Origin of the sequence: Paenibacillus sp. R14(2021), assembly GCF_019431355.1 — a bacterium.
GTDB lineage: Bacteria > Bacillota > Bacilli > Paenibacillales > Paenibacillaceae > Paenibacillus_Z.
Map to the genome: position 1 here is coordinate 4,609,782 of NZ_CP080269.1, position 24,891 is coordinate 4,634,672.

The window sequence follows — 24,891 nt, forward strand, 5'->3', positions numbered from 1 at the left end:
ATTAATCAGGGTAATGACCCGGAGATAGAAGGCAGGAGGATTTCACGTTGACATTCGCATTTGCCAAATCATTGTTCGCAAATATTAGTTTACTGATCGCGCTGGCCTATATGTTCGATCTGGGCTACCGATATCTGTTTCAATATGCTTCCGTGCGCGTGAAGTACGGCTTGACCACTGCCGTGCTCATTATTGGGGGATGGTTGGCGATGGCCTTCGGCCTTCGTGTCGACGGACTGCTTGTGCTCGACCTGCGGTTTCTGCCCTTGATCGTTGCCGTGCTTGTATTTCCGGTGCCGCCGGCAATTGCGATCGTCGGCTTCGGGATTGGCCTTGGACGGCTGTTTATGGGCGTGGACGAAGCTTCGATCGGCGCTTTCATCAACATGACCGTGCTTGGCCTCGTCAGCGCGTGGCTCAGCGCGTGGCTGCGCTGGAAACCGTGGCGATTTTACGCGAAGAGCATCATAACGGTGATGATTATCAACGCCGTCTTTGCCCTCAATGCAACGCTGGTCGTGGCGATTGTACCGAATATGCCGTTGGCGGATTTCTGGATGAAAATCGGTGTCTACGCGCTGCCGCTTCGTCTGCTGCTTAGCGGCTTAATCGTCTTCATCATCCGCGATTTTCAGAAAGAACAGCAGCGGGTGGATGAACTGCGCAAAATGAACATGCTGCTGCGTCGGCAGACCCGGGAGCTGCGGGAAGCGAAGCGCGACGTGGAAGAGAAGGCGCATGAGCTGATGCTCGCGAACAAGTATAAGTCGGAGTTTCTGGCAAATATGTCGCATGAGCTGAAAACCCCGCTGAACAGCATCATTCTGCTGTCGCAGCTCTTGAAGGAGAATGAAGAGGATCGCGGCGGTTCGGAGGATCTGCATTATGCGGAGCTGATCTACGGCGCTGGCAACGACCTGCTGCAGCTCATTAACGATATTCTGGATCTGTCCAAAGTCGAAGCCGGCAAAATGGATGTCTGTATTGAGCCGCACTCCACGCATGAGCTGGTACAGACGCTGTATCAGCAGTTTCTGCCGGTGGCCGGGCAGAAAAATTTGAAGTTCGACGTGGAAATAGCCCCACAGGTTCCCGAGGCCATTCATACGGATGCGCTGCGCGTGAATCAGATTCTGCGCAATTTGCTCGTGAATGCCTTTAAATTCACGGAAACGGGGGGTGTCCGTCTTCAGGTGAAGGTGGAGGGCGGCTTGCCGATCGAGCCGTCCGCGCTGAAGAAGCGGCGGCTGCGCAATTGGAATCCTGTCGCGTGGGCTCGTCCGGCCGTTCGAATGGTTTCGCCGCAGCGGGTGGCCTTCACAGTCATGGATACGGGAATCGGTATCGAACCGGATAAGCAGCGGCTGATCTTCGAAGCCTTCCGGCAGGAGGACGGCTCCATTAACCGCAACTACGGGGGCACGGGTCTCGGCCTCTCGATCAGTCTGTCACTGACTCGGCTGCTCGGGGGCACGCTCTCGCTTGAGAGCCAGAAGAGCGAGGGCAGCAAGTTTACACTGCGGCTTCCCGCCGCCGCGCCTATGGCAGCGGCAGCCGCTGTGACTCCGGCGGGCACCGAGACTCGGGAGCAGCAGGGGGACATGTCGAACAAATGAAATTCGGTAAATTACCATTGACTCTGAGCAGCAGATGCAGTATATTATAAAAGTCGCTTCGGCGACTGAAGCAGCAAGCTGCTGGTGTAGCTCAGGGGTAGAGCAACGCACTCGTAATGCGTAGGCCGGGGGTTCAATTCCCTTCACCAGCACCATCTAATCCAATAACGGCGCGGTTTCCGAGACTTCGGGGATCGCGTTTTTTTATTTCATCTACCTTTCAGCTGTGGTACGCATCAGACGCGGGTAACTCTAATTCGATGATTGCGTTGCCGTCATTGGTTTTCAAGCCTTTTGTATAAAATAAGCCCTAGCGATTAATCGCCAGGGCTTATTTTAATGGAGCGAATCAGGTCTTGAGTTACGCCTCAACTTTACTTAGTTGCAGTTTTAAACGAAAAAATAATGGGATCAATTACAAAACGCGGTTTAGGAATGCTCTGGCCGAAGCCCTTCTGCTTCTCATCTCTCTTAAAACTAGATATATGTCACATTAGAGGGTATCTAAAACAAAGCCGGTTCTTCGGTCCTATGATTTCGAGCATGAAAACTTTGGTGAACACTTGGGCACGTATACTACTAATTTTATGCTGGTTTGAATCGTTACAGCAACGAGGTTGTTTCTCTTTCGACTAGCGTGATGGGAAGTACATTGTGCATCTCTATGGCTTCTTCGTTAATTTGTTTGTAAATAATGTCGAATGCGAGATTGCTAAGTTCTTCGATCGGCTGTTTGATCGATGTGATGGAAGGGGCGGTCCAGGTTGCGAATTGGGTGTCATCGTAACCGATCACTTTCAGATCGTTCGGAATCTGGCGATTTAGAGATCGAGCGACTTTGATGACGTAGGAAGCCATAACATCGCTTGTTGCAAAGATACCATCGACGTCAGGATGCTCATCGAAAAGCTTACGAACAAGGGTCTCATATTGGCCGTATTCAAATACATTTGTCTCGGTATCCATGATAACATATTCTATTCCGTTAGAAGTTGCGATGTCTCTGAAGGCGGACGTTCTTTCATTGGCCAGTTGGGGCAAGGAAAGATTGCCGCAAATATTGGCTATCTTCTTACAGCCGCAGTCGATTAAAAGCTGCGTAGCTGCTTGCCCGCCGGCGTAATTGTCAGAAGATAAGTAAGGGATGCTGTCGGCGATTTTTCGATCTAACGTGACGATCGGGTAGTTAAGGTTAAGATACTCGCTTACATCTAGCGTATGGCTTCCCATGATGATGCCAGCTACCCTGTTCTTACGCATCATTTCGATGTAATCTTTTTCTTTATCAGGTTCTGATAGCGAATTGCAAAGCAACAGCTTAAATCCGTTCTGATACGCATAAGTTTCAAGATGTAAAGTGAACTCACTGAAAAATGGATGGGAGACGTTCGGAATAATAAGTCCGATGAGATTGGATTGTTTTCTTAATAACGATCGAGCGATCTCATTGGGATGGTAATTTAGCGCCTGCATGGTTTCGAACACTTTTTTTCGGGTCTTATCACTGATATACCCTCGATTGTTTAGGACACGAGAAACGGTCGTAACAGAAACTCCAGCTATTTCCGCTACGTCATGTATGGTAGCCATCGGATAATTTCCTCATTTCAAATAGTTAATACTGCTACTAAGATAACGTATTACAAGCATTTTTAAAATCCCGAAAGCAGAAAATGAATTTATTATAGTTTGAAAAAAGGTTTATGTCAAACGATTGACATGACGATCGTTTGACATGTAAGATAGGAATGCCACAAATTAATAAAGCGTTTTCATTATATGTCAAAGGATTATCACAACCTTCGCTGATCCATGTTCATTAAAACCAAAACGTTTCATGTATTAATTTTTTTAGGAACGCAATGTTAAGGAGGTGAGAGACTTCTCGAATATCCAAGCATCAAGCATTCACATCCTGATGTGAATTCGTTATCTAAAGAAATGAATCGCTTACTTAATACACATTAACGGGGGAACGTTAAAATGAAAAAGTTCGGTTTTGCGATATTCATGCTTTTCCTTGTACTTACATTAGTTGTTACAGCCTGCGGTAAGAGCAATGATGAGGGAAACGACAATAAGGTTAATAACGGGGCAGCTTCAGGTAATACTTCCGGATCGGAAAAAATCAAGATTACCATGGTAAACTCCAAGAGTGAAATTCAACCCCAACTTGTTGCCGCTGCAGATGCATTTACGAAAGCCAACCCAACCATATCAATTGAGGTACTTGTGACGGGCGGCTCGCAGTCTCCTTTCGAGAAAGTATCCACCTTGTATGCTGCAGGAACGCCGGCTACGCTTAATATGATGGATGCCGGCGACATCGTGAAGTTTAAAGACCGTGCTGTTGATTTATCGAATGAGAAATGGGTTGCCGATCTGGCACAACCGAACCAAATCGACGGCAAGACCTTGGCATTTCCTTTTGCGATCGAAGGCTATGGCTTCATTTACAACAAGGCTGTTCTGGATAAAGCAGTCGGCGGTATATTTGATCCCAAGACCGTATCCTCAACGAAAGCGCTTGAGGAATTGTTCCAAAAAATTCAATCGAGCGGTGCGGCTCCGCTTATTATCGGAAGCATGGATTGGTCCCTCGGCAATCATTTCTTGCCGATTGCTTACGCCACGCAGTCAGGAACAGACGTGGTGACGTTCCTCGACGGCTTGAAGGCAGGAACGGTTAAGCTGAAGGACAATGCGCAATTCAATGGACTGATGGATACCTTTGATGTAATGAAGAAATATAACATGGGAAGTAAAAGTCCAATGACTGTAACGTACGAAGCCTCTGCAGCAGCGGTTGCGAAAGGAGAAGCCGGCATTACGTTTAACGGTAATTGGATGATGCCTGAAATTCAAAAATCGAACCAAACGACTGAGTTTGGCTTCATTCCGGTACCGGTCAGCAACGACGCCAACGATAAAAACAATCACTCCATTGCAATCGGTGCAACGAAACAAATCTTTATTGACAAAGACAAAAGCACGGAACAACAGCAAGCAGCAGCTAAGAAATTTTTAGAGTGGCTTGTCTATGATCCAGCCGGCCAAGATTTCCTGGTCAACAAAGCCGGCGTCATTCCTGCATTTAAGAACATTACGCTTGAGCCTAAAGATTCTTTGCCCAAGGCAATCAAAGCATACAACAACGCCGGAAACGCGATTCCATTCGGGGGCAACTACGTGCCTGGCGACCATTGGAAGGTTCTTGGAACCTCCATGCAGAAATATTTGGTCGGTAAAGAAGACAAGGCAGCATTGGCAAATGACGTTGAGAATTATTGGAAACATTTGAAGTAAGACTTTCCCTTGATGTCGATGGATGAGGGTTGCGATTGTGCTTTCGTCCATCGACATTGACTTTTTAGGAACAGCATTAGGATTTGAATGAAGCTTTTTGGAGGGAATGCGAATGATTTCGGAGAAGAATGCAGCGAGGCGTCTTGGAAACCAGCTCTTTTTTACAGGGCCCACGCTTGTGGCTTTTCTTGCTGTAATTGTGATTCCATTCTTGTATGGAATCTATTTAACCCTTTTCCAATGGGACGGGATATCGAAGGAAATGCCTTTTGTCGGTTTCAGTAACTACGCAACGGCATTTGTGGACAAGGAATTTTGGATGGCTATGGGGCTTACCCTGAAATATGTCATTGTCACAGTTTTGCTTGTCAATATTGTTGCTTTCTTGCTAGCCTACCTGCTGACGTTCGGACTCAAGGGGCAGAATCTCTTCCGAACTGCTTTCTTCACGCCCAACCTGATTGGCGGCTTGGTCCTTGGGTTTATTTGGATATTCATCTTCAATAACATTTTTGTTCGTGCCGGAGAAAAATTGGGAATTCCCTTTCTCTCCACGTCCTGGCTGGGTGATGAGAAAATGGCCTTCTGGGCGATCGTCCTTGTTTCCGTGTGGCAGTATGCAGGTTATATGATGGTTATTTTCGTTGCGGGGCTTATGAGTGTCCCCAAGGATATTATGGAGGCGTCGAGAATAGATGGCGCCGGGGCATGGACGAGGTTAACCAAGATGGTTCTTCCGCTCATGGTGCCGTCATTCATTGTAACCGTATTTCTCACGCTTAAAGGAACATTTATGGTGTACGACCTTAATTACTCCTTGACGCAGGGCGGCCCCTTCGGCAGTACCACAATGGGTTCCATGCATGTCTACAACAAAGCGTTTAGAAGCTATGATTATGGACTTGGACAAACCGAAGCGTTTATTTTATTCTTTATCGTGGCTGTCGTTACGGTTCTTCAGGTGTATTTCAGCAAGAAGCTGGAGGTGGAATCATAATGACCAAACGCATGCCGTTATCAAGAGGGTTCATCTATTTGATCCTCATTGTCTGCTTGGTTATGTTTGTTTTCCCCTTTGTACTGCTCTTTTTGAATGCATTCAAGACCAATGCGCAAATTATTGATTCGCCTTTATCGCTGCCGACGGCAGTTCACTGGGATACGCTGAGAAGCGTCATAACCGAGATGCACTATTTTTCCAGCTTACGAAATACGTTCTTCCTTACGGTTTCAGGCGTGGTTCTCATTTCGCTCTTCTCATCCATGACCGCCCATTATATCGTTCGAAATAAAACCAAGTTTAACAATACCTTCTTTTTTACCATGGTTGCGGCGATGATAATTCCTTTTCAGGCGATCATGATCCCGATGGTATCCATTTACGGTCAATATTTAGGCTGGATTCAATCGAATCCCTTGACTACCCTTGTGTTCTTGTATCTTGGTTTTGGCAGCTCGCTTGCCGTGTTTATTTATCATGGATTTGTGAAAAGCATTCCAACCGAACTGGAAGAGGCTGCGCGCATTGACGGCTGCAACAGCCGGCAAACCTTTTTTAAAATCGTCCTGCCTATTTTGACACCGACCACGGTCACAATTGGAATACTGAACATGCTTTGGATTTGGAATGATTTTTTATTGCCGATCCTGGTTCTTCAAAATGCCGGCACGGACAGCTTGACGCTGCCTTTGTCGATATCGGTGTTTAATGGAACCTACTCCTCTGACTACGAGAAGTTTTTACCGGCTGTATTGCTGGTTACGCTGCCAATTCTGGTTATTTATCTTTTTGCGCAGCGCTTTATTTTGCAAGGGGTCACCCAAGGCGCGGTTAAATAGAAAAGAATAGAGCCATTACTCGGGACAATAGTAACAGCACGGAAGGTTCTTCAATATAAATTAAGGGTTGATGACTTATTGACACGCAAACGGCGTATTCAGTAGAACGAGCGAATGCATTCATTCAGGAGAATAAGCATTTGGTTAAGCCGGACTACCGGTTAACATATCATTTAACGCCGGAGTATGGCTGGATGAACGATCCGAATGGTTTTGTGCACATTAATGGGGAGTACCATTTGTTTTACCAACATTACCCGTATAAGCCGGTATGGGGACCGATGCACTGGGGACATGCTGTCAGCCGCGACCTCATTCACTGGGAATATCTGCCGATCGCTCTGGCCCCAGACGAAGAGTTCGATGCAGGGGGCTGCTTCTCGGGAAGCGCCATTGTTGTAGATGGAGAACTCGTATTAATGTATACCGGACATGTGGTTACGGGTCCTGATAACACGATGGATTATAAACAAGCCCAAGGTCTTGCTTATTCTAAGGACGGCCAAACGTTCAAGAAGTACGTAAACAACCCGGTCATCGGATACGATCTCATTCCAAGCGGGGTTAGCCAACGTGATTTTCGGGATCCCAAGGTATTTCATCATGATGGCCAATATTATGTCGTGCTTGGTTCAAACGACACGCAGGGCAATGGACTTATTCTTCTATACCGATCAGATGACCTGAAGCAGTGGACATTCGTGAACATCCTCGCCAAGAGTGACGGGACATTCGGCGATAACTGGGAGTGTCCCGATTTGTTTCATTTAGGAGATAAGGACGTGCTCATGTTTTCGCCTCAGCGAATGCCTGCGCAGGGAAACGAGTATACGAACCTCCATTCCACGATGTATATGGTCGGCAAATTTGATTCTAAGGCGGGAACCTTTACGACTGAACGCTTCGCGCAAGTTGATCATGGTTTTGATTTTTACGCGCCGCAGTCCACGATCGACAGCAAGGGCCGAAGAATTGTGATCGGCTGGATGGATATGTGGGAAAGCGATATGCCGACACAAGACGGCCATCACTGGGCAGGGGCCATGAGTCTTCCGCGTGAAATGGTGCTGGATGGCGACCGAATCTTATTTAGACCGATTGAAGAGATTGAAGCTTCCCGCTGTAATGTGTTCGAAATCACGGATGTTGCGTTTAGTGGCAAACAGACGGTAGACACAATAGGAGACTGCTATGAGCTTGAGGTGGAGTTTGAGGCCGGTCAGACGAAGACGTTCGGACTGAAGCTGCGTGTCAATGAAGCAACGGGTCAAGAGACCGTATTGACCTATCAAACCGCTGAGGGTCTTTTAAGTCTGGACCGCAATCATTCGGGGATAGGGCCAGGAGGAGAACGGAAGGCAGCCGTGCCTCTAATGGACGGTAAATTGGCCTTGAGGATATTCGTAGATAAATCGTCGATTGAAGTGTTTGCAGGCAACGGGGAAACGGTTATGACGGCACGTATTTATCCTGATCAAGAATCGCGAGGGATTATTCTCTTCTCAGAGGGCAAAAATCGCGTCGTATCGTTAAGGAAATGGGATATTCAATAACACTGCTAAGTGGAATGCATGGGTAGAACTTACAGCAATTGCGTGTAACGCACTCGTAATGCGTAGGCGGGGCAATTCCCTTCATCAGCACGTTCAAATTCAACAACGGCGCGGTTTCCGAGATTTCGGAGATTGCGTTTTTTTGTTGCTCGCAGGTAAGCGTCTCCCACCTCCCGATAATGGTCATAAAAGCCGAAGCAAGCCCTCCCCGCCATCGGCGGAAGCCCTCCGGTATCTCCAGCTGCTATTTATCCCGCCAACCGTCTCTGCCCACGTCCCGCCATCTCAGAACCTCTATACGATTGCCCTGCCAATCTCTCAATCAATGAAGCCTTCGTCGGCTCGTAACAGCCAAGGCACATGCCGCAAAGCCTTGCTGCGCTTCAGATTGTGCGTTTGACAGGGGAAAGTTGTCTTATACCAAACCGTCATTCCCCTCATAGATTATTGTAGCTCGTTAAAAGGAGGAATTTAGTTGTCAGTTAAAATGAAAGTGAAAAACGTCAAGAAAACTGTTCGCAGCAGCAATGTCCGGGTGTCGAATCAAGTCCGCAGCAGCAGCAGCAGCAGCAGCTGCTGCCACCGCAGAGATGGTGCCGTTGAAGGAATTCAAGAAGCAGGTGCAGATCTGAGTGATTTGTTCTGTCAATTGAAAAACCCGGAAGCCGCTGCCAAGCTTGTACGTGCGATTCGCTGCAGAAATCGTAAAGTCATCGAAGATTTGATTGGAAACAACTGTAATGTGGTTTGCTTCTTCCATCAAGGTCGTTTCGCCTGCGTCCGTATTGCCTGCGTATTCGGTGACTGCTGCAGTGTCCGCATATCCTTCGATATTTGCGTATCCATGGGTAACTGCAGCAACGTGTAACTTCTTTCTTTTGACGAACCGGTTCGGCTGCGGCTGTCCTCGCTACTGCGGGGGCAGCCCGTTTTGTTTTCGGAGATGGTCCGAAAGATGAAACTTATTGCCATTCCGTCTGTTCTCTTTTACGCTTTGTTTACGGAGCAAATGACGAGCAGCTTAACGGCCGGGGCGGTCAAAGGATAAAGAGGAGCGATGAACATGAGCAGAACATGGCGAACGTATGCGGGCAATCAAACGAGAGAGATTTCGTTTCCGCTAGGCGGCATTGGTACGGGCAGTATCGGTCTTGCGGGCAACGGCCGGCTGGTGGATTGGGAAATCTTCAATGCGCCGAACAAGCGCAGCTTCAACGGCTACAGCCATTTTGCCGTCAAGGCCGAGGCTGACGGCCGATTACTGGATGCCAGGGTGCTGAATGGGGACTTTCCGTCGCCTTATATGGGGCAGCCTCTTCGGGGGGGCCCGCTTCACAGCGGCTACGGCTACGGACCGGAGAATAATACGATGGCGGGGATGCCGCATTTCAGAGGACATACGTTCCAGGGCGAATTTCCGCTGGCGAAAATGACGTTCGAGGATACGAATTTCCCCGGGACGGTGCGATTGCAGGCGTTTAATCCCTTTATCCCGCTGAATGACGCGGATTCCAGCCTTCCCTGCGCGCTGTTCGAGGTGCGGTTCGATAATCCGCTAGCGTACCCGGTGACGTATACGGCCGCGTTAACCGCGTCTAACCCCAAGGCGGGGCAGCGCATCGTTAACCGCTATGCCAAGGACGAAGCGGGTCTGCATACGCTTAAGCTCGGATCGGAGGCGCATCAAGCGGACGACCCTTCCTACGGCGACATCTCGATTGCCACGGATGCAGGCGAGGGCGTCAGCTATCAGGAATTTTGGTACCGAGGCGGCTGGTGCGACAACTTGGAAATGTACTGGCGCGATTTTACCGAAGCAGGGCCGTTCCGGAACCGGACGTATGCTTCGGAGCAGGCGCATCACCCGAGACATAAGGATAACGGAACACTGGCTGTACGAATTACACTCGCGCCCGGCGCATCGGAACGTGTTCGTTTCGTGCTGGGCTGGCATTATCCGAACGTCTACAACAGCTGGAACCCGGAGCCGGAAGGCAGGACGATATGGCGTAATTATTATGCAGGGCAATTTGTCGATTCCGCTGCCGTGGCTTCCTATGCCTTGTCGCAGTGGGACCGGCTGCTGGCGGAGACGGAGAAATTTCATGAGGCGTTGTTCGGCTCGACTCTCCCGGAAGAAGTATTGGAAGCGGTCTCCGCGAACTTGTCCGTCCTGAAATCGCCGACCTCGCTGCGTTTGACCGACGGTTCCTTCTACGGATTCGAAGGCTGCATCGAGGATGTCGGCTCCTGCGAGGGGTCCTGCACGCATGTATGGAACTATGCGTACGCGATGCCGTTTCTCTTCCCGGCGCTGGAGCGATCCATGCGCGACCTGGATTTCAAGTACAATGCCCGCGCGGACGGAAGCATGGCGTTTCGGTTAATGCTGCCGCTCGGCAGGGACCCTGGTCCTTTCCGCGCCTGCGTGGACGGTCAGATGGGCGGCGTGATCAAGGCGTATCGGGATTGGAAAATATCCGGCGACGACGTTTGGCTGCGGAAGAACTGGCCGGCTATCCGCCAATCCATCGAATATGCTTGGAGCGAGAGCAACCCCGACAAATGGGACGCCGATCGGGACGGGGTGATTGAAGGCCGGCAGCATCATACGCTCGATATGGAGCTGTTCGGTCCGAACGCTTGGTTGACCGGCTTCTATTTGGCTGCGCTGAAGGCCGCATCCGAGATCGCTGCCTATCTTGGAGAAGAAGCGTTGTCCGCCGAGTACGGCGAGCTGTTCCGCAGAGGCAAGGCATGGACGGATACCCATCTGTACAACGGACGTTATTACATACAAAGCATCGATCTAACGGATCGAAGCCTGCTGGAGCAATTCGATACAGGCGGATCGCTATTCGGAGATAATGCGGTCTCCGCCTACTGGAATGACGAGGCGGGAGAGATCAAATATCAGATCGGCGAGGGCTGCGGCATCGATCAGCTTGTCGCGCAGTGGCACGCCAATCTGTGCGGACTGGGTGAAATCTTCGATCCGGAGCAGGCGAGACACGCGCTTCGCGAGCTATACGTCAGTAACTTCAAAGCGCACATGCGCGACGAGGCAAATGCTTGGCGGTTATTCGCCTTGAATGACGAGGGCGGGCTTGTCATCTGCTCTTGGCCGGAGGGGAGCTTACGGCCGGCCGTCCCGCTGACTTATGCGTCCGAGACGATGACCGGCTTCGAATATCAAGCGGCCTGCCACATGATTCAGGAAGGCATGCTGGAGGAAGGGCTTCAGATCGTAAGGGCGATTCGAGACCGTTATGACGGCGAGAAACGAAATCCTTGGAACGAGGTGGAGTGCGGCAGCAACTATGCGAGGTCTATGGCAAGCTATTCACTGCTGCTCGCCTACAGCGGATTCTCGTTCGATATGACGAAGGGCGAGATCGGATTCCGGCCGGTTACGATGCCGGAGGGAGGATTCCGAACATTCTGGTCGATTGACGGGGCATGGGGGACCTTCGAGCTGACGGCTGCGCAGGGGGTGCTTCGCGTGATCGGCGGAAGCTTGACGCTGAAGAGGCTTGGTCTGCCGGAGACATGGCGCCTGTCAACCGTTCATGCTGCCGCCGAGGGAATGAAGGTGGATCTGATGGCAGCGGATTTGGCGGAACCGGCGATCTGCGGACTTGCGTTTGCATCTCCGCTTGTGCTGACAAAGGATCAAGAATTGACTTGGTACGAGGTATAAGGCATAGGGAAGCGAAAGATGGCTGCAATGAAGAGAAGACCGCATCGTTCCTCGGGCACCAATTGCGAACCGTTCCGGGATGCCAGGCATAAGCTAGGTTGAAAAGGATGCGAGGAGAGGGAGGGACAGGTATGCCGTTAATTCCGAATTTTCCGTCATCGCTTCTGCAGGAGCATATGCGTTGGCATCATGCCAATCACGTTAATGACCCGTCGCAGCTGCCAACGGGGTACGGACAGAATTTCTTGCAGTTTCACCGGCAATACATCACCAAAGCGCTGCAGTGGTACGTTCAGCAGGGCTACGACCCTCAGCTTGTTGCCGCATGGCAGGGCGTGCCGGAGGTCATCCGCAGATCGTCCTGCTACAACCAAGGAGCCGAAGCAAGGGTGCTGTACAACCCGCGTTCATTTGCAACGCTCGACCAGCTCGGCTTGTTTATCGAGGGATCGAATTTGCACGGGTGCATTCATCAGGAAGCGGCGAGAGCTTTCGGCGAAGAAGCATTAAATGATTTCGACATCGCGCCTCGGAGCACGATGTTCTATAACATCCACGGTATGATCGACCAGTGGTATGCGAATTGGGAACGTGCTCAGGGCCTTGCGCGAGGGAATCGGGCATGGTCTGCCGGGAAATCAAGGGGCGCGGGCAGCAGGGAAATACCGGGGTTACGAGCGAAGAGGGGACGCATCATGAGCCTGAAGCAGGCGCCGGCCTTGCCGCTCACAAATGGAGCAGCAAAGCGCGGAATACGCCTGAGTAGTAAGAAGCTGGACGCGGCACGAAATCGGAAGCCCTAACCAGCGCCTCTGCGGCGGCGGGACGGCCGCTGCTATCAAGTTCGAAGCCGGCTGCGCGCACCTCATGCAGCCGGTCTTCGAACAAGGCGATCATGTCGCCCAGCTCCGCTTCGTAAATGCCGGCGACCTCCTCTGCCTGGAGTGTAAGCGATGACAGCGAACCTTCATAGACAAAGCCGAATACGCCGCTGATCTCGCGGTCAAGGAAGGACATGCCTTGTGCCGTTCCGGCGGCCTCCTTGCGCGCCTCGCCGAATGGAAGCAGCGCATCGAACGGGATAGCTGCGCCAAGCTCCTCTTGAATTTCGCGGGCTGCGCCTTGCATCGTCTCTCCTGCGGTCAGATGGCCGGCGGCGGTAATATCGAAGTGCAGCGGAAACGTATCTTTATCCGCGTGACGCTGCTGAAACAGGACGAGCCTGCGGCCGTTCTCGCTGCGCGCCAGCCAGCAGTGTATGGAGCGGTGCCAGAGGCCGCGGGCATGGACCTCGCTGCGCGGAGCGGTGCCGAGCCAAGCGCCGGCTTCGTCGTAGTAATCGAACCGCTCCTCTTCTTCGTCTTGCAGTGGACTGACCATGGCTAGGACAAGCCTCCCTCAAGCTCGGGCTCTGCATCCAAATGGGAGGTGCAGTGCGAGCAGCGCGTCGCTTTGATCGGAATTTTGGACAAGCAGTACGGGCAGGTCTTGTCCGTCGGATCAGTAGGAGCGGCTGTTTCCGGCTGACCGAGGCGGCGCAGCGTGTTCGCTCCTTTAACGATGAGGAAAATACAGAATGCGACGATCGTGAAGTCGAGAATGACGTTCAGGAAATTACCGTATGCGATAACGGAAACGGATGCCTTCTGCGCATCGGCCAAGGTATGCGGCTGCTCGGTGTCGAGCTTGGATATCTGAATGAATTGGTCCACAAGGTTGACGCTGCCGAGCAGTCTGCTGATCGGCGGCATGATGATATCGTTGACAAGCGAGGTGACGATTTTACCGAAAGCACCGCCGATGATAACCCCGACCGCAAGGTCGAGCACGTTGCCGCGCACGGCGAATTCCTTAAACTCTTTTAAAATTTTAACCATGATTTCACTCCTTTTCGTACTCTATTATAACCAACTAGCAAGCGAGCGCAAAAGCATAGAATCGTGTTTGTCGAACACGAGATTACTTGTCGTGTAAAAAAGGATTTTATGGGAAAATGTCGAATCTCAGACCGTGAACGACTAAATCAATGAAAACGGAGACACCCGATGAGTGAACTTATGATCGGCGACAAATGGATGCTGCTGGTGCTTGCGCTGGCGATTCATTTGTTTGCTTCCATCACCATTTACAGCATGATCGGACACCAGAAGATGGTACGCGCCATGCAGCACTATTGGCGGCTGAGCGGAGCACTTGTCTATGCCTTGGGCCTATGGGTCAGTCACATTATTATCTTGTTGACTTCGAATTCCATGATCATGATCGACTGGACTATTATCGTCAAGCTGGTGGGCATCATGGCCAGCGTTTTTGTTTCCTTCCGGGTTCTCGGCTCGCGCGCGGTCTATCCCGTCCGCTTATTCGCCAGCAGTCTGCTGATGGCGCTTGGGACCAATCTGATGCTCTACTCGGCGCTGCTCAGCCATCAGGTGGAAGGGTTCAACATCGATTTCAGCTTCGCGTTCTTCACGTTCGTGTTCAGCTTTACCGGCACGGCATGCTCGTTCTATCTGTTCGAACGCAAAAGCGGGTCGCTGCTCCTGCCAGGTCTTCTGCTCGGCATATCCGGTATGATCATGCAGCTGCTCGGACTGGAAACCGTCACGGCGATCGATACCATCGTGCTGACGGCCGACCGGCTGAACGATTACATGCAGCTGCTGTCCATCGTGCTTGGGCTGGCGACCATGGTTATTTTCGGACTTAGCCTCGTTGCCCGTTATGTTGACCGCAGGTACGTGACCATGAATGAACGCTACAGGCTGCTTGTCGAGAACTCCATCGATATGATTGCGATTATTCATGAAGGACGCTGGGAATATATTAACCGCTCCGGTCTTGAAATGTTCGGGGCGAAGGACGAGATAGTCATGCTCGGCAAGAGCATCTACTTGCATCTGCAGCCAAAGCACCACGCGGCGATGAAGCGGCTGCTGTACGCGTCCAAGCCGGAAGGCCATCAGACGCCCTTGGAGATGGATTGGTTCACCGTTCATGGCAAGTCGCTGAACACGGAGGTCATTGAATCCAGCACGAATCTATCAGGCAAGCCGATCAGGCAGGTCATCATCCGGGATATTTCGGAGCGCAAGAAGAACGAGGAGCTGCTGATTAATTCCGAGAAGCTGTATGTCGCAGGGCAGCTGGCCGCCGGGATCGCCCATGAAATCCGCAATCCGCTGACGTCGCTGAAAGGGTTCCTGCAGCTCATTGCATCGGGCAGAACAAGCGGCAAGAATTATTACGATATTATGAAGTCGGAACTGAACCGGATTGAATCGATCGTCAGCGAGCTGCTGATGCTGTCTAAGCCGCAGATTTACGAGCTGGCTAATCGGGATATACGGTATATCATGGCCGACACCATTACGCTGCTGGAAGCCCAGGCGATTCTGCACAATATCGTCATCGAAGCGAGTTTCGGAGACGAACCGCTCTGGGTGCGCGGCGTGGAGAATCAACTGAAGCAGGTATTCATCAACGTGCTCAAGAATGCGATCGAGGTGATGCTGGACGGCGGCAGCATTAAAGTCATCTGCCTGCGCGAGGGCGAGCGGATCATTGCGAGAATCGCGGACAAGGGTCCAGGCATCTCGCAGGATCAGATGGCGAAGATCGGTCAGCCCTTCTACACGACGAAGGAGAAGGGAACGGGGCTTGGTCTTATGGTCACGTACAAAATCGTCGACAATCACCAAGGCAGCATCGAGGTAAGGAGCATGCTTGGAGAAGGCACAACGTTCGATATTATTCTGCCCTATCAAGAGCCGGGCGACGCTGCGGAATCGGAGCGAAGCAAGGCGACCCAGATTCACCGGCTTCGTCAGGACAGCGAGAGCGCTTCATAGATCCATCCTCAATCAGCAGGCCGGTTACCGCAGCACGAAGATGCGGTTGCCGGCTGCTTCTGCGTATAGGGGCAATTGGCCGGCCGGTTCGCCGTCACCGTAGACGGCAATCGGTGAAGATCTTCCTGTCTCCTGCGCTTCCACGGAAATGGCTCGACCACGAAGCAGCGTGACGTAGGGCAGGCGCACATGGGTGCCTTGAAGCAGCGTCGGAAATAAACGCAGCAGCTGCAGCGGCGTGCAGGAATGGACGACGCATACATCCAGCAGGCCGTCGGACGGCGAAGCGTCTGGACAGATGCGCAGCCCGCCGCCGTAGGCGGAAACGTTGCAGACGGCTGCCATCCAGCCATGCGAATAGTCATGGCGGACACCATCGACGGTAACAGACATGGGGCACGGCCGATAGGTGAGCAGCACTTGGAAGAGGCCGATTACGTAAGCGAACGAGCCGACGCCGGCAGCATTGCAAAGCTTCTTATGTGCTGAACGGTTCACTGCTGCCGCGATGGCGGAATCGAAGCCGGCAGCGAGCGCGGTCAGCACAGGCCGAGCAGGCATGTCCGCTGGCGCGAGCGGCGAACGCAGCGCGATAAGGTCAATCGGCACGGGGCTGCCTTGAAGCAGAATCCGAAGCGCTTCCAGCGGTCGCTTCGGTAGACGAAAGGCTCTCGCGGTATCGTTGCCGGAGCCGGCCGGGATGATGCCGAGCGGTACGCCGCCAGCCTGAAGCACGGGCAGAATGCTGTGAATCGTGCCGTCGCCTCCAATAACTGCAACCGCTTTCACGGAGGAATGCGCTCCATCTTCGGATGGATGGCTATAGCGTTCAAGCAAGCCGGCAATCTCCCGGCAGGCCTCTTCCGGCGATGCGGCAAGCACGGCCGTATACGGCACGCCGCGCTGCTTCAGCTCGGCTTCCACGATCCGCCATGCTTTGCGTCCACGGCCGCCGCCGGATTTCTCATTTACTGCAAATATCCACATAGGTGCCCCTCTTTTTTCTGTAATGGACTCATTATACGGGGGAAATCAGGGGCTGCAAACTTCTTTTTGCGGCAAGGTATGGGCTATAATAGCGGGAGGAGGCGAGAATGAAGATGGCCGAACCATTAAAAGCGATGTACGACCTGCCGTTTCTGCGGCAGTTTGCGGCGCGCGTAACTTCCGCGTGGGCGCCGTTCGATGGGGAACGCTTCGTCCAGCGCGTCACAGGCGAAGGCTGGGAAGCGCTGGAGCTCAAGGCCCGCATTCGGCGGATTGCGACGTCCCTTGGGGCGGAGCTGCCAGATGCATACCCGGAAGCGCTTGCCGTATTGATTGCGATTCATCAGGAATGCAGCGGATTTCCTTATTTATTTTTCCCTGATTTTGTAGAGGTGTACGGGCTGCACGACTGGGAACGGTCCATGGACGCCTTGGAGAAATTCACTTCGCAGTCCTCTGCGGAGTTTGCTATTCGCGCATTCATCATGCAGGATACCGAGCGGACCATGGCTCGGATGCAGGCATGGTCGCTGCATGAGAATGAGCATATTCGGCGGCTCGCCAGCGAAGGCTGCAGGCCGCGCCTGCCCTGGGGACAGATGCTGCCGATGTTCAAGCGCGACCCATCGCCGATCCTGCCGATTCTGGAGCAGCTGAAAGCCGACCCTTCGCTCTATGTGCGCAAGAGCGTGGCGAACAACTTGAACGACATTGCCAAGGACAACCCTGCCGTCGTCAAAGCGATTGCCTCCGAATGGAAGGGCAGTACCGCGTTCACGGACTGGATCGTCCGTCACGGCTGCCGTTCGCTAATCAAGGCGGCGGACCCTGAAGTGCTGGCGTTGTTCGGCTACGAGGAGGATGCGGCCGCAAGCGCCGTTGCTTCGGCAGCCATTCATGCACTGCAGGAGGAGGCCGTCATCGGCGGCAGCAGCGAGCTGCGCTACAGCCTGCGGCTTGCGGATGGGGACGGCGATCCGCTTCGGCTGCGAATCGAGCTTGGCGTAAGCTACGTGAAATCGGGCGGCAAGACGTCGCAGAAGCGATTCCTGCTCAGCGATAAGACGCTAAGACCCGGCTCGGCGGTCAACAACGTGAAGCTGCTCGACTGGAAGAACCTGTCGACCCGGAAGCATTATGCGGGCCTTCACCGGATCGCGCTCGTTGTGAACGGCACGCCGGTCGCGGAAACATCCGTGCTGCTGCACGATTCGCTGAACACGGCAGCAGAGCCTGCACCCGTTCAAGCGACGAATAACGCTGCCGTCGGCACATTGGGCGGAGGGAGCGGAGAAGCATGACGATCGGCGCGCGCGTCTTGAAGACGGGCTTTGCGGTCGCGCTGGCCGTCTACTTAAGCTCGCTGCTTGCGTTCCCTTCGCCAATTATCGCGGCGGTCGCTTCGATCTTCACGATTCAGCCGTCCATCTCCCGCTCATGGCAGCAGGTGGTGGATCAGCTGCAGACGAATGTGCTGGGCGCGGCGGTGGCGCTGGCCGCGGTCCGGCTGTTCGGCCAGACGCCGATTGCGCTTGGCATCGTCTGCATTATCGTTATTCTGATCAACATCCGCCTGCGCATGGAAAGCACGATTGGCCTTACGCTCGTAACGGTCGTTGCCGTGATGGAAGCGAACACGGCCGGCTGGTGGTTTGCGGTGGAGCGGTTTCTGATGGTTCTGACGGGAATGGGTGCCGCCTTCGCGGTTAATCTGCTCGTTTACCCGCCGCGCCCGCGCAAGCAGTTTGTCGGGCAGGTCCATGAGGCCTACGGCCAGCTGTCGCTGCTGCTGCGGATGGCGATATCGAACGAGATGCGGGAGGACGTGCACCGCGAGGAGAAAGAGAAGCTGCAGGGCACGCTTCGCAAGCTCGATGAAGTCTACCGGTTATTCGAGGAGGAGCGGCCCTTTTTGCGCGGCCGCAAGCAGGCGAATGCCAGACAGCTCATCTTATCGAGGCATATGATTAAGGCGCTGCATCAAGGCGTCAGCCTGCTTGACGTGGTGGAAGAACATTATTTCGCCATGGCGGATGCGGAGACGTGGGCGAACCGGTTCGACAGCCAGATCGAAGAATTGGCCAAATATCATGAGCATATTCTGCTCAAGCTGGAAGGCAAAATGAAGCCGAACGCCGCCATCGAGCCGGAAGAGGAGCGGGAATCCCGCTTGATCAGGCAGCTCAGTGATTATTTGCAGCAGGATCCCGATAACCATAAGCGGCTTGTCTTCGTTGCGTCCGCCATGCTGGAATACGCCTTTCATCTGCGCCGGCTCGACCGGGTAACTGATCAGGTCTTGCACCGGCGGGAGACTGAAGCTGAAGCTGGATAATCGCTCGGCCGACAGGGAGGAACCATGATTCTAAGGCAAAAAGCCATGCGCTGCATGGCTTTTTGCGTGTTTTCGTGCATGTCCGGTTGTTCGACCGGCTGCAAGCTCTCAGCCGGAGAGTTCGGTCGTGCGGGTTGTGTAGACGAGCGGGAAGTGATCGCCCGTGAGCAGCTCGCCAGCCTTCACCGTAACGTAGTTGTGCATGGGATGATCGGCGTGAGGTTCATAGCGGGTATGGCCCGGCATATAGTGGACCGCGATTGCGCGGCGTTTCATATCGGATCGATTATGCGGACTGCCGTGCCAGGTCAGGCTGTGATGATAACCGACCTGCCCTTTTTTGATTTCGAACGGTACGGCTTCCACGACCGCGCCATCCGGCAGGAGCTCCGGCTGTTTATGATAGGGCTTGAACTCCTTCGTGCTTGCCAGGTGCTTCTGGTGGTTGCCCCACTTGTGGCTGCCCGGCACCATCCACATGCATCCGTTCTCGATTATGGCGTCGTCGAGCGCCACCCAAGCGCTGACCAAATCCGCGGGCTGGATGATCGGCCACAGCGGGTGGTCCTGGTGCCAGCCTGTGGGCCCTCCGGATAAGGGCGGTTTATATTGGATCTGATCATGCCAAACGCGGACTTCGCCGGTCCGGCAAAGCTGCGCGATTTCTTCGCAAATGCGCGTGTTGGCCGCATGATTGAAGAAGGCGTCGCTTGCCATCCAGATATTCACGATCTGGACGACACGTTCGCTGACGGTCATTTTCATATTGTCGTAGAGCTTGCCGCCTTCGAGCATGTTGTGGTTCAAGACAGGCTTCTTAACGGACCTGCCTTCCATGACGTCGTCGAGCTCGCGGCGGAGTACCTCCACCTCTTCCTCGCTAAGCACGACATCCCCTTTAAGAAAACCGTTTCGGTCGAATTCTTCGATCTTGCTTTGCGTCAGCATAGAGACTGCACCTCACAGATTCGAATGGATAGGTCAACAATTTCATCGTACTAAACCAGTGCCCGCCTGTATTTAGAATAAAGCCATATAGATTTGCGATATTTCAATATTTACGGGGGGATGCCAGAGGAACGGAGGCCTGTCGAATCGAAAATCATTCTGTCAAACGAAGCGGAATCTGGAAAAAACACAAATAAACCTTCTATTTTCCTAAATACATGGGAATTGCCTGTTATGTATGATGATAGCGCAATCATGTGCCGATGAGGCAATTCTTGAAAAGGGGAGGATTCGTCGATCGCGCGGTTTTCCCGGTCGTTCCGCAGACTTGCGCAAACTTATATATATAGGTGGAACGATCGACTGCCAACTTATTATGTAAACGCTTTCTAACTTCACTTATTCGACCCCGACATCGATGTTGAACAAGGCTGGCCTGCATGGTACACCAAACAATACGGGTTGGAGGATGTCTATGAGAAAAAAGAAGATGATACCGATCGCGCTGCTGCTCGCCGTCTTGCTTATTTTGACGGCTGTCTTAAGCGGATGCGAGGGCGGAGGCGGAGGCACCGATATCGGGGCTGCCAATAACGCATCCAAGGGTAACAACAACGCCGGAGGCACGGGCAAAACGGATACGAAAGCAGAGGATACGAAGCAGGGGAACGATACGAATGCCACGAAAACGGACGGAGACGCGGCGCCGGCGGAGGGCACGCTGACCGAATTCAAGCAGTCGCCGATGCTGGGCAGCGTCTCGGTTCCCGTGAAGGACCGTTTGCCGGAAGACTATAAGATAACGAACGAGATGCCGGAAGACTTGCTGAAGTACGAAATCGGCACTTACGGCGGCACGCTCCGCACCGTTACCTCGGTCGTTGACTGGGACGCGGACGTATTCATCATGAACGACGAGGCGCTGCTGAACACGCCGGGCCTCCTTGGGAAGGAAGTCACGGGCAACGTGTTAAAGAGTTATGAAATGAGTGACGACGAGAAGACCTTTACCTTCCGTATGCGCAAAGGCCTCAAATGGTCGGATGGCCAGCCGGTAACGACGGAAGATGTCCGCTTCGCCGTCGAGGATGTTCTGTTCAACAAGGAGCTAACGCCGATCTTCCCCGCTTGGCTGAACGCGGCGGGCGATCCGAACGGCAAGCCGTTCACGTTCGAGCTTATCGACGAATACACCTTCAAGATGAGCTTCGACCAGCCGTATGGCGGTTTCTTATTGAGCCTTGCTGTCCAGGGATGGCGCGGATACACGGATTTGCTGAAGCCGGCGCACTACCTCGAGAAATTCCACAAGAAATACACGGATGTCGCTTCGCTGGAACCGGAAATCAAGAAAGCCGGATTCAAGAAGGGCGAGTGGGTGAACCTCTTCAACGACAAGGATATCACGAACTGGGAGCTCACGAACCCCAAGTCCATCGGATTCCCCGTGCTCTATCCGTGGATGATGACGAAGAAGACGAACACAGCGGCAACCTTCGAACGTAACCCGTACTACTTTAAGGTTGACCCAGCGGGCAACCAACTGCCTTATATCGATAAAATCCAGAGCACGCTCGTACAGGACATCGAGATGGTCACGCTGAAGACGATCGCAGGCGAAGTGGACTTCTCCCGCGAATCGGCGTCCCTGATCAAGATGCCGCTGTACCGCGAGAACGAGGACAAGGGCTTCAAGGCGCTGCTCAGCAATCTTCACGTTTCGCCGACCGACATTTACCTGAACATGAGCTACAACGACAAGAACTGGGCGCAGGTCGTGAACGATGTGCGGTTCCGCAAGGCGCTTAGCCTCGCGCTGGATCGTAATGAAATGATCGATTCGATCTATTACGGCTTCGCGGAGCCGAACAGCTGGCAGGATTCGACCTACAACATTGACGATGCCAACAAGCTGCTCGACGAAATGGGCATGACGAAGGGCTCTGACGGTTTCCGTACCGGACCGGACGGGAAGAAATTCACGATTCCGATTGAAATCGGAGCGCAGGCACCCGATATCGTGCCAATGACCGAGCTTGTCGTCGAGATGTGGAAGCAGCTTGGCCTCGATGTCACGATGAAGAAGATCGACGGGGCGCTGTGGGGCAAGCGCCGTGAGGCGAATGAACTGAAGGCTACGGTCATGTGGGCGGCCGACCCGATGTGGTATTACGGTGACTGGGGACAGGGAATTTGGGGCACGGCCTGGGATTTGTACAATTCTTCCGGAGGGAAGAAAGGCATCAAGCCGCCGGATGATGTTGCGGCATTCTTCAAGAGTCTCGCCAAAGCGTCCGTCTCCAATCCGCAAGATGCCAAGGCGGTTGTTGACAATGAAATCAAGAAAGCGATTGGCGACAAGTACTACTTTATCGTACCGCTTCAGAACGTGAAACAGCCGCTGATCGTGAACGCGAAGCTGCACAATGTCGGGAACGAGAATGCACTTGCAGTGGCAACCGATTATGCAGGCGAGCAGTTGTTCTTCGCCCCGTAAGATCAAGCTCGGCACCGCCCAGGAGCAACGGCAGCACTATTGCCGCCTGGGCTTTGCCGTATGAAAAATTGTTGAGAGGAGGGAACACATGCTCAATTATATCGGCTATCGCGTTCTCCAACTGATTCCGCTGATGATCGCAATCAGCATCATTGTGTTCTTCATCATCCAGCTGCCGCCGGGCGACTTTCTGTCCACGTATATCCAGCAGCTTGAATTATCAGGCACGAAAGTGGATGCCGGCACGATTCTGAGCCTGCAAAGGCAATATGGGCTTGATCAGCCGTTCATCGTCCAGTACCTCGTCTGGATGAAAAACATCCTTGTGGAGGGCGACTTGGGACGCTCGTTCCAGTGGAATCAGCCGGTGTCCGAGGTTCTTGGCGGAAGGTTGATGCTGACCATGGTCATTTCCGTCGTCTCGCTGATTTTCGTCTGGATTATCGCCATTCCGATCGGCATCTATTCCGCTGTGCGGCAGTATTCGATCCTCGACTACGTATTCACGTTTATCGGGTTCATCGGTCTCGCCGTTCCTGGATTCCTCTTGGCCCTGGTCGTTTTGTATGTCGTATTTGTCAACACGGGCGTCTCGTTAAGCGGCCTGTTCTCGCCGGAATACGTGGATGCGCCTTGGAGTATGGCGAAGGTGATGGATATGCTTCCGAGGCTGGTTCTGCCAGTCGTCATCATCGGCATGTCCGGCACGGCTGGCCTGATTCGCGTGATGAGAGGCATGCTGCTCGACGAGCTATCCAAGCAATACGTCATCACCGCCCGCGCCAAAGGAGTCGAGAGCACGAAGCTCCTGTTCAAATATCCGGTCCGCATGGCGATCAATCCACTTATCAGCACCATCGGATGGACGCTGCCCGCTCTGATCTCCGGCGAAGCGATCGTGTCCATTGTCATGAATCTGCCAACGACCGGGCCAGTCCTGCTCCGGGCGCTGATGTTCCAGGATATGTACCTCGCGGGCAGCTTCCTGCTGATCGTAAGCGTGCTGACCGTAATCGGAACACTGATATCCGACATTCTGCTAGCATGGCTGGACCCGCGTATCCGGTTTGGGGGGGTTGCTGATTGAATACCGCAGTACCGACGAAAGCGGAGAAGAGAAGATGGTTCCGTCTCGGAAGATTTCCGAAGACGGCCGAGCCGGACGATGCTTACGAGGTGGCCTCCCAGTGGAAACTGATGTGGTGGAAATTCAAGAAGCATAAGGTCGCCATGGCGGCAGGCATTATTCTTATCCTGCTGTTCATGTCCGCGGTATTTTGTGAATTTCTGTCGCCGCATCTGACGCTTGACCGATACACCGCATATAAGAACGCGCCCCCGCAGACGCTCCACTTCTACGACAAAACAACGGGCTTCAGCCTGCGGCCGTTCGTTTACGATATGAAAATGAAGGTGAACGAGCAAACCTTCCTGCGGACGTTTCAAGCCGATACGTCGAAGAAATATTACATTCACTTTTTCGTTAAAGGTCCAGAATACACGATGTGGGGACTATTCAAGAGCGATATTCACTTATTCGGGTTAAAGGATGCTAAAGCCCCGCTGTTCCTCGCCGGGACGGACGACCTTGGGCGCGATCTGTTGTCCCGCATGCTGTACGGCGGACGAATCTCGCTCTCCTTCGGGGTGCTGGGGATCGTACTGACACTGATCCTCGGACTGCTGCTCGGCGGTCTGTCGGGTTATCTCGGAGGCGTGACCGATACCATCGTACAGCGATCGATCGACCTCCTGATCTGCATTCCGACGATTCCGTTATGGATGGCGTTGTCTGCAGCGCTTCCGCGGGACTGGTCGCCGCTCCAGATCTATTTCGGCATGGTCATCATTTTCTCGATCATCGGCTGGACCGGGCTGGCGCGCGTCGTACGGGGCAAGATTCTGTCACTGCGGGAAGAGGATTTTACGATGGCGGCGAGGCTGGCCGGCGCGAGCGATCTGCGGATCATTCGAAAGCATCTGCTTCCGTCGTTTGCCAGTTATACAATCGTGACAGTTACGCTGTCGATCCCGGCGACGATTCTCGGAGAGACCGCGCTCAGCTTCCTTGGGATCGGGCTTGCTCCGCCGGTCGTCAGCTGGGGGGTGCTGCTGCAGGATTCGCAGAACCTGGAGACGCTGGCGCACCATCCTTGGCTGCTATGGCCTGCAGCGCTGATCATCATTACTGTCTTAATGTTCAATTTTCTGGGAGACGGGCTTCGCGATGCAGCCGATCCCTACAAATAAGGAGGCCGCGCG

19 protein-coding genes and 1 tRNA gene are annotated in these 24,891 nt (G+C 53.2%); 15 read left to right on the forward strand and 5 right to left on the reverse strand.

Features of this window, described 5'->3' with window-relative positions:
- Positions 1 to 47 precede the first annotated feature (47 nt).
- Both KXU80_RS21525 and KXU80_RS21530 read left to right on the forward strand, forming a co-directional pair.
- The gene (locus KXU80_RS21525; protein ID WP_219835185.1) at positions 48 to 1,616 is read left to right on the forward strand and encodes a sensor histidine kinase; all 1,569 of its coding nucleotides are present in this window, start codon (positions 48 to 50) and stop codon (positions 1,614 to 1,616) included.
- Positions 1,617 to 1,696: 80 nt separating this feature from the next.
- A tRNA-Thr gene (locus tag KXU80_RS21530) sits at positions 1,697 to 1,771 on the forward strand.
- Between the two features lie 448 nt (positions 1,772 to 2,219).
- On the opposite strand, the gene KXU80_RS21535 is transcribed toward KXU80_RS21530, so the two are convergent.
- Positions 2,220 to 3,206 carry a LacI family DNA-binding transcriptional regulator gene (locus KXU80_RS21535; protein WP_219835186.1) on the reverse strand — a complete coding sequence of 329 codons (987 nt, stop codon included), beginning with the start codon at positions 3,204 to 3,206 and terminating at the stop codon, positions 2,220 to 2,222.
- Between the two features lie 393 nt (positions 3,207 to 3,599).
- On the opposite strand from KXU80_RS21535, the gene KXU80_RS21540 reads away from it, so the two are divergent.
- The 7 genes from KXU80_RS21540 to KXU80_RS21570 all read left to right on the forward strand — a co-directional run bounded on the left by KXU80_RS21540 (position 3,600) and on the right by KXU80_RS21570 (position 12,817).
- Positions 3,600 to 4,922 (forward strand): ABC transporter substrate-binding protein, encoded by a 1,323-nt coding sequence (locus tag KXU80_RS21540; protein WP_219835187.1) that lies wholly within the window; start codon positions 3,600 to 3,602, stop codon positions 4,920 to 4,922.
- 112 nt (positions 4,923 to 5,034) lie between these two features.
- A complete protein-coding gene (locus KXU80_RS21545; protein WP_219835188.1) occupies positions 5,035 to 5,919 on the forward strand; it encodes a carbohydrate ABC transporter permease in 885 nt (294 codons plus the stop codon).
- Positions 5,919 to 6,761, forward strand: a complete 843-nt coding sequence (locus KXU80_RS21550) for a carbohydrate ABC transporter permease (RefSeq protein ID WP_219835190.1) — start codon at positions 5,919 to 5,921, stop codon at positions 6,759 to 6,761. Before KXU80_RS21545 ends, KXU80_RS21550 begins: the two co-directional genes overlap by 1 nt.
- A gap of 140 nt (positions 6,762 to 6,901) precedes the next feature.
- A complete protein-coding gene (locus KXU80_RS21555; protein ID WP_258171093.1) occupies positions 6,902 to 8,314 on the forward strand; it encodes a glycoside hydrolase family 32 protein in 1,413 nt (470 codons plus the stop codon).
- A gap of 475 nt (positions 8,315 to 8,789) precedes the next feature.
- The gene (locus tag KXU80_RS21560) at positions 8,790 to 9,182 is read left to right on the forward strand and encodes a hypothetical protein (RefSeq protein ID WP_219835192.1); all 393 of its coding nucleotides are present in this window, start codon (positions 8,790 to 8,792) and stop codon (positions 9,180 to 9,182) included.
- 195 nt (positions 9,183 to 9,377) lie between these two features.
- Complete coding sequence (locus KXU80_RS21565) at positions 9,378 to 12,014, forward strand: GH116 family glycosyl-hydrolase (protein WP_219835193.1); 2,637 nt, start codon at positions 9,378 to 9,380, stop codon at positions 12,012 to 12,014.
- Between the two features lie 131 nt (positions 12,015 to 12,145).
- Entirely contained in the window at positions 12,146 to 12,817 is a 672-nt protein-coding gene (locus tag KXU80_RS21570) for a hypothetical protein (protein WP_219835195.1), read from the forward strand.
- Here the strand turns inward: KXU80_RS21570 and KXU80_RS21575 are convergent.
- On the reverse strand, positions 12,741 to 13,394 hold the full coding sequence (locus KXU80_RS21575; RefSeq protein WP_219835196.1) for an NUDIX hydrolase: 654 nt from the start codon (positions 13,392 to 13,394) through the stop codon (positions 12,741 to 12,743). The genes KXU80_RS21570 and KXU80_RS21575 overlap by 77 nt on opposite strands.
- Before the next feature lie 2 nt (positions 13,395 to 13,396).
- The gene (gene mscL, locus KXU80_RS21580; protein ID WP_219835197.1) at positions 13,397 to 13,891 is read right to left on the reverse strand and encodes a large conductance mechanosensitive channel protein MscL; all 495 of its coding nucleotides are present in this window, start codon (positions 13,889 to 13,891) and stop codon (positions 13,397 to 13,399) included.
- Positions 13,892 to 14,059: 168 nt separating this feature from the next.
- Here mscL and KXU80_RS21585 point away from each other — a divergent pair, with 168 nt between their 5' ends.
- Positions 14,060 to 15,862 (forward strand): ATP-binding protein, encoded by a 1,803-nt coding sequence (locus KXU80_RS21585; protein ID WP_219835198.1) that lies wholly within the window; start codon positions 14,060 to 14,062, stop codon positions 15,860 to 15,862.
- 24 nt (positions 15,863 to 15,886) lie between these two features.
- On the opposite strand, the gene KXU80_RS21590 is transcribed toward KXU80_RS21585, so the two are convergent.
- Complete coding sequence (locus KXU80_RS21590) at positions 15,887 to 16,849, reverse strand: diacylglycerol/lipid kinase family protein (protein WP_219835199.1); 963 nt, start codon at positions 16,847 to 16,849, stop codon at positions 15,887 to 15,889.
- Between the two features lie 113 nt (positions 16,850 to 16,962).
- Here KXU80_RS21590 and KXU80_RS21595 point away from each other — a divergent pair, with 113 nt between their 5' ends.
- On the forward strand, positions 16,963 to 18,150 hold the full coding sequence (locus KXU80_RS21595; protein WP_219835201.1) for a DNA alkylation repair protein: 1,188 nt from the start codon (positions 16,963 to 16,965) through the stop codon (positions 18,148 to 18,150).
- Positions 18,147 to 19,184 (forward strand): FUSC family protein, encoded by a 1,038-nt coding sequence (locus tag KXU80_RS21600; RefSeq protein ID WP_219835202.1) that lies wholly within the window; start codon positions 18,147 to 18,149, stop codon positions 19,182 to 19,184. The genes KXU80_RS21595 and KXU80_RS21600 overlap by 4 nt, the downstream gene beginning before the upstream one ends.
- A 108-nt stretch (positions 19,185 to 19,292) precedes the next feature.
- On the opposite strand, the gene KXU80_RS21605 is transcribed toward KXU80_RS21600, so the two are convergent.
- Positions 19,293 to 20,132, reverse strand: a complete 840-nt coding sequence (locus tag KXU80_RS21605) for a phytanoyl-CoA dioxygenase family protein (protein ID WP_219835203.1) — start codon at positions 20,130 to 20,132, stop codon at positions 19,293 to 19,295.
- 475 nt (positions 20,133 to 20,607) lie between these two features.
- Here KXU80_RS21605 and KXU80_RS21610 point away from each other — a divergent pair, with 475 nt between their 5' ends.
- From KXU80_RS21610 to KXU80_RS21620, 3 genes are all read left to right on the forward strand, one after another.
- Positions 20,608 to 22,629: an ABC transporter substrate-binding protein gene (locus KXU80_RS21610; protein WP_219835204.1), complete on the forward strand. Its 2,022-nt coding sequence runs from the start codon at positions 20,608 to 20,610 to the stop codon at positions 22,627 to 22,629.
- An 88-nt stretch (positions 22,630 to 22,717) separates the two neighbouring features.
- Positions 22,718 to 23,716 carry an ABC transporter permease gene (locus tag KXU80_RS21615; RefSeq protein ID WP_219835205.1) on the forward strand — a complete coding sequence of 333 codons (999 nt, stop codon included), beginning with the start codon at positions 22,718 to 22,720 and terminating at the stop codon, positions 23,714 to 23,716.
- Entirely contained in the window at positions 23,713 to 24,879 is a 1,167-nt protein-coding gene (locus tag KXU80_RS21620) for an ABC transporter permease (protein ID WP_219835209.1), read from the forward strand. The genes KXU80_RS21615 and KXU80_RS21620 overlap by 4 nt, the downstream gene beginning before the upstream one ends.
- Positions 24,880 to 24,891: the final 12 nt, after the last annotated feature.

Coding starts and splice junctions, on each gene's coding strand:
- KXU80_RS21535 (WP_219835186.1), bottom strand. CDS start 3,206: ATGGCTACCATACATGACGTAGCGGAAATAGCTGGAGTTTCTGTTACG.
- KXU80_RS21540 (WP_219835187.1), top strand. CDS start 3,600: ATGAAAAAGTTCGGTTTTGCGATATTCATGCTTTTCCTTGTACTTACA.
- KXU80_RS21545 (WP_219835188.1), top strand. CDS start 5,035: ATGATTTCGGAGAAGAATGCAGCGAGGCGTCTTGGAAACCAGCTCTTT.
- KXU80_RS21550 (WP_219835190.1), top strand. CDS start 5,919: ATGACCAAACGCATGCCGTTATCAAGAGGGTTCATCTATTTGATCCTC.
- KXU80_RS21565 (WP_219835193.1), top strand. CDS start 9,378: ATGAGCAGAACATGGCGAACGTATGCGGGCAATCAAACGAGAGAGATT.
- KXU80_RS21570 (WP_219835195.1), top strand. CDS start 12,146: ATGCCGTTAATTCCGAATTTTCCGTCATCGCTTCTGCAGGAGCATATG.
- KXU80_RS21575 (WP_219835196.1), bottom strand. CDS start 13,394: ATGGTCAGTCCACTGCAAGACGAAGAAGAGGAGCGGTTCGATTACTAC.
- mscL (WP_219835197.1), bottom strand. CDS start 13,891: ATGGTTAAAATTTTAAAAGAGTTTAAGGAATTCGCCGTGCGCGGCAAC.
- KXU80_RS21585 (WP_219835198.1), top strand. CDS start 14,060: ATGAGTGAACTTATGATCGGCGACAAATGGATGCTGCTGGTGCTTGCG.
- KXU80_RS21590 (WP_219835199.1), bottom strand. CDS start 16,849: ATGTGGATATTTGCAGTAAATGAGAAATCCGGCGGCGGCCGTGGACGC.
- KXU80_RS21595 (WP_219835201.1), top strand. CDS start 16,963: ATGGCCGAACCATTAAAAGCGATGTACGACCTGCCGTTTCTGCGGCAG.
- KXU80_RS21600 (WP_219835202.1), top strand. CDS start 18,147: ATGACGATCGGCGCGCGCGTCTTGAAGACGGGCTTTGCGGTCGCGCTG.
- KXU80_RS21605 (WP_219835203.1), bottom strand. CDS start 20,132: ATGCTGACGCAAAGCAAGATCGAAGAATTCGACCGAAACGGTTTTCTT.
- KXU80_RS21610 (WP_219835204.1), top strand. CDS start 20,608: ATGAGAAAAAAGAAGATGATACCGATCGCGCTGCTGCTCGCCGTCTTG.
- KXU80_RS21615 (WP_219835205.1), top strand. CDS start 22,718: ATGCTCAATTATATCGGCTATCGCGTTCTCCAACTGATTCCGCTGATG.